At 42.8% G+C, this 12,884-nt stretch carries 11 protein-coding genes; 3 read left to right on the forward strand and 8 right to left on the reverse strand.

All coding sequences use genetic code 11. The features are described from left to right. Window positions 1–102 precede the first annotated feature (102 nt). Complete coding sequence (locus SKC38_RS03460) at window positions 103–1,311, reverse strand: MFS transporter (protein WP_377975119.1); 1,209 nt, start codon at window positions 1,309–1,311, stop codon at window positions 103–105. Between the two features lie 270 nt (window positions 1,312–1,581). On the opposite strand from SKC38_RS03460, the gene SKC38_RS03465 reads away from it, so the two are divergent. The 3 genes from SKC38_RS03465 to SKC38_RS03475 are packed head-to-tail and all read left to right on the forward strand — an operon-like array spanning window position 1,582 to window position 4,938. After that, complete coding sequence (locus tag SKC38_RS03465; protein ID WP_377975729.1) at window positions 1,582–2,721, forward strand: Gfo/Idh/MocA family protein; 1,140 nt, start codon at window positions 1,582–1,584, stop codon at window positions 2,719–2,721. 6 nt (window positions 2,722–2,727) lie between these two features. Then, window positions 2,728–3,873 carry a Gfo/Idh/MocA family protein gene (locus SKC38_RS03470; RefSeq protein ID WP_377975121.1) on the forward strand — a complete coding sequence of 382 codons (1,146 nt, stop codon included), beginning with the start codon at window positions 2,728–2,730 and terminating at the stop codon, window positions 3,871–3,873. A 12-nt stretch (window positions 3,874–3,885) separates the two neighbouring features. Continuing rightward, on the forward strand, window positions 3,886–4,938 hold the full coding sequence (locus SKC38_RS03475) for a sugar phosphate isomerase/epimerase family protein (RefSeq protein WP_377975123.1): 1,053 nt from the start codon (window positions 3,886–3,888) through the stop codon (window positions 4,936–4,938). Window positions 4,939–5,071: 133 nt separating this feature from the next. Here the strand turns inward: SKC38_RS03475 and SKC38_RS03480 are convergent, their stop codons facing one another. The 7 genes from SKC38_RS03480 to SKC38_RS03510 all read right to left on the reverse strand — a co-directional run bounded on the left by SKC38_RS03480 (window position 5,072) and on the right by SKC38_RS03510 (window position 12,866). Then, entirely contained in the window at window positions 5,072–5,497 is a 426-nt protein-coding gene (locus SKC38_RS03480) for a hypothetical protein (RefSeq protein WP_377975124.1), read from the reverse strand. Window positions 5,498–5,546: 49 nt separating this feature from the next. Next, window positions 5,547–7,070 (reverse strand): vanadium-dependent haloperoxidase, encoded by a 1,524-nt coding sequence (locus tag SKC38_RS03485; RefSeq protein WP_377975126.1) that lies wholly within the window; start codon window positions 7,068–7,070, stop codon window positions 5,547–5,549. 4 nt (window positions 7,071–7,074) lie between these two features. Next, complete coding sequence (locus SKC38_RS03490; protein WP_377975127.1) at window positions 7,075–7,959, reverse strand: hypothetical protein; 885 nt, start codon at window positions 7,957–7,959, stop codon at window positions 7,075–7,077. 7 nt (window positions 7,960–7,966) lie between these two features. Continuing rightward, window positions 7,967–9,067, reverse strand: a complete 1,101-nt coding sequence (locus SKC38_RS03495) for a hypothetical protein (protein ID WP_377975129.1) — start codon at window positions 9,065–9,067, stop codon at window positions 7,967–7,969. Between the two features lie 78 nt (window positions 9,068–9,145). Then, entirely contained in the window at window positions 9,146–9,634 is a 489-nt protein-coding gene (locus SKC38_RS03500; RefSeq protein ID WP_377975131.1) for a hypothetical protein, read from the reverse strand. A gap of 42 nt (window positions 9,635–9,676) precedes the next feature. Next, complete coding sequence (gene dnaG, locus SKC38_RS03505; RefSeq protein WP_377975133.1) at window positions 9,677–11,626, reverse strand: DNA primase; 1,950 nt, start codon at window positions 11,624–11,626, stop codon at window positions 9,677–9,679. A 1-nt stretch (window position 11,627) separates the two neighbouring features. Beyond that, window positions 11,628–12,866 (reverse strand): NupC/NupG family nucleoside CNT transporter, encoded by a 1,239-nt coding sequence (locus tag SKC38_RS03510; protein ID WP_377975135.1) that lies wholly within the window; start codon window positions 12,864–12,866, stop codon window positions 11,628–11,630. Window positions 12,867–12,884 lie beyond the last annotated feature (18 nt).

The following is a 12,884-nucleotide window of genomic DNA, read 5'->3' on the forward strand; positions in this document are numbered from 1 at the left end:
AACTTAGCTTTGGCAAACCTTGGAGGATTGCCAAAGCTATAGGGAATTTGGGACAAAAAAAAGGGAGCCGAAGCTCCCTTTTCAAAATTATCAAGGAATCGATTAAGCATGCTTTGCTTTCTTTCCGAAGAAATACAAACCAGCAAATGCTACGATCAAAATCGCCGGAAACAAGACCATTTGTGCCATTGTCGCTTGGCCAGCAGCTAATGCAACTGCATCACCTGTCAAAGTTTTTGACGCTTCAGCTGTATTGGAATCTAACCACTTACCGATGATCGGTTGGAAAATTGACGTTGCAAACATTCCCATACCACCCATGATCGAAAGACCAAAAGCACCTGTCAACGGAATATTTTCAGCTACATATCCAATCATCGTTGGCCAGAAATAACATACACCTAAAGCAAAGATAATTGCCGAGATATACACCATATTACCCGTTGCAGAGCTCATCAAATAAACACCGATCGCAGTCAAAATAGCCGATACCAAAAGTACTCCACCAGCATCTAATTTATGCACGATAGGTCCTGCAAAATAACGACCCACGGCCATTAAGCCCGTAACAATCGCTAAAATAATCATTGGGCTTGCACCCGCTTGGCCCATGATTGGTCCAATCCATTGCTCAGGACCGAATTCAGAAATCGCAGTCAAGGCCATGCAAGCCAACATAAATAAATACAAAGGAGAAAGCATTGCTTTGAAGTTTTCGCCTGTCGAAGCACCACCTTCTACTTTTGCTGCAGGGAACGCTTGACCGAAGAATAAATACGCATAGATAACCGCAGGAACTAAAATAGCTGCGATTTGCAATTGCCAGCCCATATTAGCACCCGTCATGTATTGCGATAAAAGCGTTGCAATCACAATACCTCCAGGGAACCACATGTGGAAACGATTCAACATTTTAGTCTTCTCTTTTCCTTCAAACATATCCGAAATCATCGGATTACAAGCTGCTTCTACAGTTCCGTTACCGAAACCAACAAAGAATGTTGACAATAACAATGACCAAAAACCTCCTGCGAAAATGGTCATCACAAGACCGATAACATGTGTAAAGAATGCTACCCAAATAATTTTCTTTGGCCCTAAGACATTGTAAAGCGGACCACCAATGATCATGGCGATAGGGAAACCTAAAAACGCCATTTGGTTCACGTAACCTAATTGTTCGTTGTCCAACTGAAAGTCGACACCCAATTGAGTTAAAACCCCAGCACGTATTCCAAAAGCCATGGAAGTCGTGATGAGTGCAAAACAGGACGCCAAAAATAAACGATTGGCATTAACAGTTTGATTCATAATAGATTAGTTTTAGTTAAATGTTTAGAGAATTAGTAATCTTAAAAAAATTAAATTCAACATTGGAAAAATCGTACCAAAAAAACGAAAAGATTTTTGAATTCCACCGACAAACCCGATTTATTTTGAAAATATTTCAAAAATCTGAGCCCTTTAAAGGGTAATTTAATCAAATTAAGCCCTATTTTTGTAACAATCTAAATCTATCAATATATGATCCAAGGTGGAACGTCCACAACCGCAGCGAGTCGGCGAGGAAGAAAATTAAAAATGGGCATGATCGGTGGTAGCACCGAAGCCTTTATCGGAGCCGTTCACCGCAGAGGTGCTCAATTAGACGGCGAAATTGAACTAGTTTGTGGGGCATTCAGCTCCAATCCCGAAAAATCCAAAGCGACTGGCGAAGCCTTATATCTTCCAGAGAACCGCGTTTATGGTTCTTACGAGGAGATGATTCTAAAGGAAAAAGAACTTCCTGAAGGCGAACGCATGGATTTCGTTTCGATTGTTACGCCCAATCACGTGCATTTCCCGGCTGCTAAAATGGCTTTGGAAAATGGATTTCATGTCGTTTGCGATAAGCCAGCTACATTGAATTTAGCCGAGGCAAAAGAATTGAAAAAAATCATCGAAAAATCAGGAATGATTTTCGCATTGACACATAATTATACGGCTTACCCGATGGTTAAGGAGGCGAAACACCTCGTAGATTCGGGCCAATTAGGAGATATTCGCAAGATTATTGTGGAGTATCCGCAAGGTTGGTTAATCGACTTGGTGGAAGCTACCGGTCAAAAACAAGCTGCATGGCGTACCGACCCGGAACGTTGCGGAGCTGCTGGAGCAATCGGGGATATCGGAACACATTGCGAGAATTTAATTGAATACATCACGGGATTGCACATCACGGAACTTTGTGCCGACTTGACGATTTTCGTTGAGGGCCGCTTATTGGATGATGATGGCAACATTTTGTTACATTATAATAACGGCGCGAAAGGTGTTCTACATTGCTCGCAAATCTGCAATGGCGAAGAAAATGACTTCAACTTCCGTATCTATGGAAGTAAAGCAGGCATTACTTGGCATCAAATGGAACCGAATACCTTGACATTCCGCACACGTGATGACGGTGCACGCACGATTCGCACGGCGGTTGGGAATTTATCAGCGGCTACAAATGCACACTCCCGCCAACCGGCTGGACACCCAGAAGGTTATGTAGAAACGTTTGCGAATATCTACCGCAACTTTGCTTTCGCAGTTAGAGCACGCTGGGCAGGCAAGCCACAAGATCCGATGTATGATTTCCCAGGCATAGACGAGGGAATTATGGGGATGGCATTCATTGAGAACGTGGTTCGTTCAGCCAAAGACAACCAAAATAAATGGACAAAATTCGAAATTTAATAGATCATGACTAAAATTAAAGTAGGTATCGTAGGTACCGGATTTATCGGACCCGCACACATCGAAGCGCTTCGTCGCTTACCCAACATCGACGTTGCTGCATTGTGTGAAGTAAACATCGAGTTGGCAGAAGCCAAAGCAAAACAATTGGGCATCGGCCGTTGGTACACTTTCGAAGACTTATTAAAACAAGAAGATATTCAGTGTGTACACATTTGTACACCAAACTTCTTGCACTACTCGCAATCCAAAGCCGCTTTATTAGCTGGCAAGCACGTGGTTTGTGAAAAACCTTTGGCCAAAGATTTACATGAAGCTGAAGAATTAGTCGAATTAGCTGCGAAAACGGGCCTTGTGAATGCCGTTCACTTCAACTTGCGTTATTATCCTTTGGTACGTCAAATGAAAACCATGCGCGAGAAAGGCGATTTGGGTGAAATTTATTCGATCATGGGTAGCTATTTGCAAGATTGGTTGTTCTACAACACGGATTACAACTGGCGTTTAGAACCTGATAAATCAGGAGATTCTCGTGCGATTGCCGATATCGGATCTCACTTATTGGATGTCATTGAATACATCACAGGCTTGAAAACAGTCGAAGTAATGGCTGATTTCAACACCGTTCACAAGGTGCGCAAAAAGCCTTTGAAGCCCGTAGAAACCTATTCAGGCAAAATGTTGCAACCGGAAGATTATGCGGATGTACATATTAACACGGAAGATCATGCGAACGTATTATTGCGTTTCGACAATGGAAACCGTGGTTGTGTAACAGTATCGCAAGTTTCAGCGGGCCGTAAAAACCAATTAAAATTAGAGATTTCGGGATCCAACAAAACGTTTGCTTTCAACTCGGAGGCGCCAAATGAAATTTGGATTGGTAACCGTGATCAAGCGAACCAAGTCTTGATGCGCGATCCATCGTTGGCATATCCAGAAGCATCTGCTTTAATGACATTCCCAGGAGGTCACAACGAAGGATTCTCAGATACATCGAAGCAATTATTCAAGGAAGTTTACGCGGCTGTTGAGGCAGGTAAGCAACCTGAAAATCCTAAGTACCCTACGTTTGCCGACGGATACCGCGAGTTATTGATTTGCGAGCGCATCTTGGATTCGACACGTGCACAAAAGTGGGTTAAAATCTAAACCATTAACAATATGAATACGATCAAAGGGCCAGCGATATTTTTGGCACAATTTATGGGGGATGAAGCTCCTTTTAATTCGTTAGATAGCATCACAACATGGGTTGCATCTTTGGGATACAAAGGCGTGCAAATTCCATCATGGGATTCACGCTGCATCGATTTGCAAAAAGCGGCAGAATCTAAAACCTATTGCGATGAAATCGTGGGAATGCTAGCTGCCAAAGGCTTACAAATCACGGAATTATCCACACACTTACAAGGACAATTAGTAGCTGTTAATCCAGCATACGATTTAGGATTCGACGGTTTTGCACCGGATTCTGTCAAAGGAAATCCAAAGGCGCGGACGGAATGGGCAGTCCAACAATTGAAATATGCGGCTAAAGCATCTCAAAACTTGGGATTGAATGCACATGCGACATTCTCGGGAGCCTTGATGTGGCACACTGTTTATCCATGGCCTCAACGTCCTGCAGGATTGGTGGAGCAAGGATTTAAGGAATTAGGTCGCCGGTGGTTGCCAATTTTGAATACATTCGACGAGTGTGGCGTAGATTTATGTTATGAGATTCACCCAGGTGAAGATTTGCATGATGGCGTGACATTTGAGATGTTTTTGGATGAGGTGAAAGGCCACAAGCGTGCCAACTTGTTGTATGATCCATCGCACTTTGTGTTACAGGCTTTGGACTACAAACAATACATTGATTTCTACCACGAGCGGATCAAAATGTTCCACGTCAAAGATGCGGAATTTAACCCAACAGGTAAGCAAGGCGTTTATGGTGGTTACCAATCTTGGATAAACCGTGCGGGACGTTTCCGTTCGTTAGGTGATGGCCAAGTGGATTTCAAGAGCATCTTCTCGAAATTAACGCAATACGGCTATGATGGTTGGGCTGTGTTAGAATGGGAATGCTGCATCAAGGATCCGGTTCAAGGAGCGACAGAAGGAGCACCATTTATCGCGAGCCATATCATCAAGGCAACAGAAAAAGTGTTCGATGATTTCGCGGGAACAGGAGCTGACGAAGAGCTGAATAAGAAGATTCTAGGTCTATAGTCAAAAATCGAATTATTCGAAATTCAAATAAAAACCCCTTATTCGAACGAATAAGGGGTTTTTTGATGCTTTAAAATGGAAAAAAGCGTAACGCTGCCGGGGTTTTTAACCCCGGCAGCGTTTACCCCCTCCCTTAATTTTCAGAAAAAACATAAATAAACCAAGCCGCCGAACACAATACCACATTCTTGATAATGTATTGCCCCGTCAGCGTCAAAGCAAAAAAGGACTGCCATGTTTCATTTGGAAGAAACAATACAGGCAAGAAAGTCGTAAACAAATGCCCCATCATGATCCAAAATGCCCATTTGCTAATGCGTGGAAATAACCACGCCAAGCCAATGGCACTTTCTACAAGCCCCAGCAAAATCAAGAATTGCTGGATACTCATAAATGGTGATAAAGTAATATCAAACAGCTTTGTCACGAGACCCTCTGCCGGGGACAGCCCAAAAATCTTTAAAGACCCAAACCAAACATAGACAATCGCAATCATCGCGCGATTCATCCATGCCGCTGTAACAAGAGATTGAAATCTATTTTTAGTAATTGTTATCATCGCATAAAAATATTCAAGTGATTATTAAACAAAAATGACTTAAGTCATTCTATTGCGCTCCATCCGCATTAGCACGCTTCACAGCAAAATCACCTATCAAGCGGCCATGTTGGCCACCCACCGTACAATCAATCCTAAAGTGAATCAAGCCATATACTCGCGAATCCGATGCATCTTGCGCATAACCATAATATTTAGCTGAATTCTCCGGAAAAAATGAGCTTAATACCGTCGCGGCCGCATAAGAAAACGTCGAATGACCGGATGTGTAACTCGGGAAGTTTGGAAGACCCACCGATGTTTTCAAACCAAATTGCTGAGGTCTTGGACTGTAGTAATAGTATTTTGTTTCCCAACAAGCGATGCCGGCGTCCATCAAGGCAGAACCCACATACGCAAGCATACGAGCCATGCGTAATTCGGAGTACTTAGCAGCAACCCCTGCATCACAAGCATAACGATGCCAGTGCCCTGGAGGCGTATAAGACCCTGGACCATCCGCCCAGTAGTTGGCAATCGCAGCTTGTTCACGCGTTTGATTTTTTTGAATATCGTTCAATTCTGCCAAATCTTTCTTAAACTCAGCCGTGTTTTCCAAATAAGGGATAACCGGACGAATGGACTCTAAGGTCTTGCGATCAAAATTAATCATACTCACGGCACCATAATTGGGTAACATGGGAGGACGAGCCGGAGATTCCTGACTTTTCCACGGATTTACAAATCCCAATGAAGTTGAGCGTGCAATTAAATCGGGTACTATCGCCTGATTATTTGCCGCACTCATGCCATCCGTTTTCGCACGCGCCATCACTTTGGCAGCAACTCCAGCACCTAAAGCGGCTCCAGCATCCACATCACTTCCTACATTTTTAGCTGCCCAAATCACAGAATTTTTAGCCTCTGCTAATTTTTCCTTCAAAAATGGACCCTCGCCAGGAAACATGGCAAACAAAATTACATAGCTCGCTTGTGCGACTACTGCCTCTTCAGAAGGATAGGCAGGTATTCCTGTTGAAGGCAACAAAGGTTTTATCGCTGCATCAACATCGGATGGCGCTTTACGGTTATATTGATATTTATACTTCCATGCCGCCACCAAAGCATCATATTGCGCAATACTCAAATAAGCTAATGCACGAGCCGTGTAAGGGGGATTAGCAAATGGGAACTTAGGATCTGCCAAAGGATCCGCGGCATTCGGTACCGGATAAACACCCGCGGCATTCGATGCAGGCGGAACATTGTAACGTGCCGCTAATTCCCGACCAATCTCATTCCAACGAAGAACCGCTCCTGCTCCCCAAAAATCAACTGATTTTTTTTGCGCGGCAGTCAAGCCTGGAATCACAATCGTTTTCAAGGAATCAATTTCCTTTAAATAAGCAGCGTCAGTCACCAACTTAGGAACCGAAATGGCAACATCCGTAGGTGAAGCCAAAATAAATGACTTCCAAGTTCCCCCATTCACATCTATTTTAGCCGGCGAATAAGCCTTATATAAGGTATCATCCACTTCCTTGCTACAAGAAAGCAGTGTGAAAAATGCTAGTATACTATATAAATATTTCATCGAATTATAAGTTAATAATGTACAATAGCCCCAGCGAGAGCCCTAAGCTTTGGCCCACATTTTGACCATCCACCACGTAGCTCAAGCGGGCATTCACACCCAGATGTTTCGGTTGGTATTTCCCATAAACCCCCACCGTCGTCATCGTCATATCATTGGTCATAAAAGGCATGTCGTTCCGACGAATATCATCGCCTTTCGTACATGAAAATGTCTCCGCAAATAATTCCAATTGATTGTCCTTCTTCAAATAACCAATGCGCAAAGCCGCATCAAATGCATCTGGAACCGCTACTTGATTCGTTTGATACATTTTACCACCGCTTAGATAAGCATCGCGATCCGCTTTCACATGAGAGCGCATTTGGTAAGCGATTGACCCATTTACATACAAATGTTTGGGCAAATCATAGGTAATGATTCCGCGTGTAATCAAGGATTTAGCTCCCAAACCAATCGACATAGGCATGAAATCTAGCACATAATTTGAAATAGGCGTACTAAAACCTACTACCCCGTGCAAACTTAATCCGTGTTTAGAATAGGCTTTGGCCTTCAACCAAATTGAAGCATCCTGAAAACCTTTTTGACCCAGTAAATTACCTTGCGACGCATTCGTACGCACATACGGAACTACCGCGATCACATTAATTTTCTTCGTAATCCCGTAAGCTAACATCGCCGTCATCGATTCTGTCGTCAAGCGACCGATGTTCTGATTCTCCCGAAACAATTGATTTTCCCAATAATTCGTCCAGGACGAATTTCCATAAATCAATGCTCCACAAGCTAATTTTTTATTCATGTAAATGCCATCATGTGGCATTTGGCCCTTGGCAACAGGCAGAACAAAACAAAATGCCAATAATAGTATAATGAGGTATTTCATAGGACGATTAGAAACGATGAGTTAATGTCGCCGAAATGAAGTAATCCGCAAAAGCAGCATCTCCATGCTTGCCTGTTACCCAATCATTCGCACTCTTAATACGATTACGTTGTGTCGCTACTGGCACAGAAACGAATAACGTATTCTTTGCTGTTGAGTAACTCAAGCCTGGTTCTACTGAGAAAATATAGCCCGGCCGACGGAATCCATCACTTCCTCCAATCAAATCATAAGCAGGAATCCCTTCAATACGAGCACCCAATGACGCGCCAATTCCCGCTTTGGCAGAAACGATGTAATTCAAACCTAAACGACCTGCATACTGATCAGCCACCGACATGTAATGAACCATTTCATCCGTAACCGTTTTATCCGGCGCTACGTTAGAAGCCGTATTCACGTTCTGTGGATTCGACATGTAGAAACCGTTGTAGTAAAGTGATGTACGGCTGAAAAGTTGTTGGTACCCCTGAACCTCCAAATTGATACCTACTCCCCCATCACCTAATTGAATCGATTGATCCACGGCTTTCGTAATGGTATAATCCGTTCCATCCGATTTGCGACGATGAAATTGATCTTGAACATTCCAATCACCCGTTGGCAATTTAAGCCCCAATCCCAAAGAGAAATTCCCTTTCATGTGTTTGATGGGGTCCAACATCCAATAAGACGCCGTGATACGCGCATCACCGATTCCATTCGCTTTGGTCTTAAAACGCTTTTGTTCTGGGTTTCCTGAAACGGCATTTCCATAATGCTCATACATGGATGAACGATCATTGAATGCAAGTGGTAAATTCAATGCCACTGATAAGCGATCCGTGATCGAATAAGTCACGCCAAAATCAAATGCTTGCTGGTCATTAATTACATTCGTTCCCGCTGCTTCACGCTGAGGTTGATAATCAGCACCTACAAAGTGCTTGTAAGAATGTAAGCTACGGAAACCCATAGAAACTTGCCATTGGCCTGGGTGCATCATGGAATTTGAGTTAGCACCAGTTCCAACTGAACAACTCATGTGACGAACAGCGACACAACCTTGACCTAATACAACAGATGAGATTACTCCTACGAATAGAAGTGATAATATAATTTTTTTCATTTTGCTTAAATTTTTAAATACATGTACGTTTCCCTTTGATAAAGTTATCAAGGGTAAATAATCGAGTATCGAGAAAATTTAAGCTTGCCGTGGAGGCGAAAAGAAATCGGCAGAAAATGCCAAAGTAGGTAATGTTTCGTGAGATGGCGATTGCTGAGTAGCAGGCCATTCCATAATATAAAGAACCCATGCAGATGCATGCGCACAATATTCTTTTACAAGGGTATTAATTAATTTAGATTTGGCAGGAGCTTTATCAGGTTGGTCCGACATGTGTTCATTCACTTGTTCTGCCAAATCAAAGAAACGATCACGGGCATTTTGATCCGCAACCAACGTTGTAACGATTTTACCATCAATGACCTGTTGGTCTTTCATTTGGTAAAAATTATCCCCTTGACGAATCTCTCCTGATACAGCTTGTGGCGCATCCCAATCTGTTTGATAGGGCAAAGAGATGGGCATTTCAACTACAATTGTTTCCCCAGCTTCAAATGTATTCGTATCCTGCGCAATAAAGCGCAATGCAAATCCACCTGCCTGATACAGGAGTACGAACAATAGCATTATGGAGAGGATTCTTTTCATTTTAACGTGGGCGAAAATACGCTATTTTTCAATAACTGTCCCCAATTCCTGCGAAATATTTTTCTGAATTTCCTTTAAATGAATGAATTCAAGCAATAAATCATTCATTTCATTCGGATCTCCTACATATTGATCCATGCGTTCCATGACATCTTTAATATGCTGATCGTTGTAAACCTTTCGCAAACGCAAAATATTTTTGTAAGCGAAATCTTCTAAAAGTTCCTCATCCTTCTTCACTTTAATCTCATGTCGGTCTCGCCAAACGGTCGACAAAACATGTTTATCGGATGAAGCATCAATAGCAAAACGCTGCACCTCTTCTTCCGGGTGATGCAGATAAAAGGATGGCTCTGGGATAATACCACGGCCAAATTCCGTACGACAGGTATCCATGATGCCTTTGAATAAAGGTGTTTGAAAATGTACCTCCTCTAATTCATGCAACAGATATTGCAACAAACTCACACCAGGCGCTTTTTCAGGACTTATTTCCAAATGGCCATAATTGACCAATAATCGCATGCATTCCAATTCTTGGTAATAAGCCAAATTTTGAACTTCCACCGGTGCATCGACCTCAGGGCCCGGCTCAAACAAAGCCTGTAACTCGGCCTCATTCTGAGGCGACAAAGTTGGAATCGATTTTTGTTGCACTTTCTTCAAATGCAACTTATTCATTTCTGCCAAGAGTACATCCTCCTCCAAACGCATCAATTGCGAGGTCTTTTGGATAAACAAGCTCCGCTGGATGGCATCCGGTATCTTCGAGATACTTTGCACCATTTCCTTAATCAATTCGGATTTCTTGAAGGGATCATCCCCCGCTTCCTTCATGAATAGATTCGCTTGGAACGAGATAACATCCCGAGCTTCTTTCTGAATATATTCAATAAATGCCTCACTGCCGATGGAACGCACAAACGAATCGGGATCCTGCCCTTCCGGAAAGACAACCAAATTCACTTGTAAACCTTCTTCTAAGATCAAATCCATTCCACGCAGAGCCGCTTTGATCCCTGCGGAATCTCCATCATACAGGACCGTGACGTGGTTGGTAAAACGGCCGATCAACTTAATCTGCTCGATTGTCAATGAAGTACCTGAAGAAGCAACTACGTTTTTAATTCCAGCCTGATGCAAGGAAATTACATCAGTATATCCTTCTACGAGGTAACAAACATCTTTTTGTCGGATTTCATTCTTAGCCTGCGCGATGCCATAAAGGGTCGCCGACTTATGATATACAACGGTTTCAGGCGAGTTGAGGTATTTGGCTTGATTCTTCGCATCCGATTTAAGAATACGCGCACCAAAGGCAATGACCTTGCCTGCAACACTATGAATAGGGAAAATAACGCGATTCCGGAAACGATCATATACTTTTCCTTCGTCGTTTTTATTCGTCACCAAACCCGCTTTCTCGATAATATCTTGACTGAAACCATGCTTGAGCGCTGTTTTCAAAAAGACATCCCAGCCTTCGGGGCTATAGCCTAGATCAAAGGCTTGGATCGTAGCATCCGAGAAACCCCGCTCCTTAAAATAAGGCAAAGCAATGGACTTCCCTTCGTCGGATTCTGTTAATTGTTTTTTGAAAAATTCTTTGGCATACTCTAAGATGATCAACAAACTCTCCCGCTCATTTTGGCGCAAGAGTTGGTCATCTGTCATCTCCTCTTCCTGAATATCGATGCCATATTTTTTGGCTAGATGACGCAAAGCTTCGCCGTAGCCTAAGCCTTCAATATCCATGATAAAACGAACCGAATCACCCGCCTTACCACAACCAAAACATTTGTAAATACCTTTGCTAGGTGAAATGGAAAAAGAAGGCGTCTTCTCTCCATGAAATGGGCAACAAGCCCAATAATTAGCCCCTTTTTTCTTTACTGTTACATAATCCCCGATCACGTCTGCCACGGCAGCCGTTTGCTTTATTCGCTCGACGGTTTCGGGATCAATACGCATATTACAATAATAAACCGGCTAATGTTGCTGATAAATACGAAGCTAAGGTTCCTGCAATCAAGGCTTTGAAACCTAATTTTGCCAAATCGGAACGACGAGTTGGCGCTAATTCACCAATCCCACCAATTTGAATGGCCACTGAAGAAAAATTGGCAAATCCACACAAAGCAAAACTTGTAATGGCAATTGTCTTCGGATCTAATGTTGCTTTCAAATGCACCATATCTAAGTAGGCGACAAACTCATTCACTACCATTTTTTTACCCATCAAAGCTCCCGCCACTTCGACATCCTGAGCAGGAACACCCATTGCAAAAGCGAATACAGAAAATACCTTACCTAAAATCAAATTCATGGAAAGGGATGGCATGTTGATCCAAGAACCTATTTGTCCCAAACCTAAATCGACCAATGCAATTAAGGCAATAAAACCAATCAACATCGCAATCACATTCAAACCTACTTTCAAGCCTTCGCTAGCACCTGCTGCAATTGCATCCACTAAATTCGCATGTGTTTTGATGATGTCCATTTTAACCATGCCTTCGGTCTCCGACTTCTCTGTTTCCGGGAACATAATTTTTGAAATCACCAAAGCACCCGGCGCAGCCATTAAACTCGCGGCTAATAAATAAGCGGCTGGAACTCCTAAGGAAATATAAACGGCCATAACACCCCCAGCGATACAGGCGAAAGAACCTGTCATGGATGCCATCAACTCCGAATTCGTCATGTTTTTCAAATAAGGCTTAATCATGATTTGAGCCTCAACTTGACCTACGAAGGTCGAAGCTACATTGGATAAAGCCTCAGCTCCGCTCACACCCATCAACCAGTGTACACCCTTTCCCATCGTGGATACGACACGCTGAAGCACGCCCAAGTGATAAAACATATTCACAAGAACAGCTACAAAAATGATAGTAGGAACGACTTTGAAGAAGAATATATAATCATTGCCTGCCCCAAAAGCCTGTGACATCAATTTACGATCAACCAAAGATCCAAAAACAAATTGAGCTCCTTTATCTGCTTGCCCTAATAGCGTATTAATCGAATCGCCTAACCATTGGAAAGTTGCTTGCCCGACTTCCGTTTTCAAAATAAATACGGCTAAGCCTACTTGTATTAATAGCCCCACACCTACAGTACGGTAATTAATTGCTTTGCGGTTATTGGACATTAAAAAGGAAACGCCTAAAATCAAGACAATCCCCAGTAAGCCTGTAAATCTTTCCATTCGTTTGTTGTTGGTGTA

Origin of the sequence: Aquirufa echingensis, assembly GCF_042714525.1 — a bacterium.
Classification (GTDB): domain Bacteria; phylum Bacteroidota; class Bacteroidia; order Cytophagales; family Spirosomataceae; genus Aquirufa; species Aquirufa echingensis.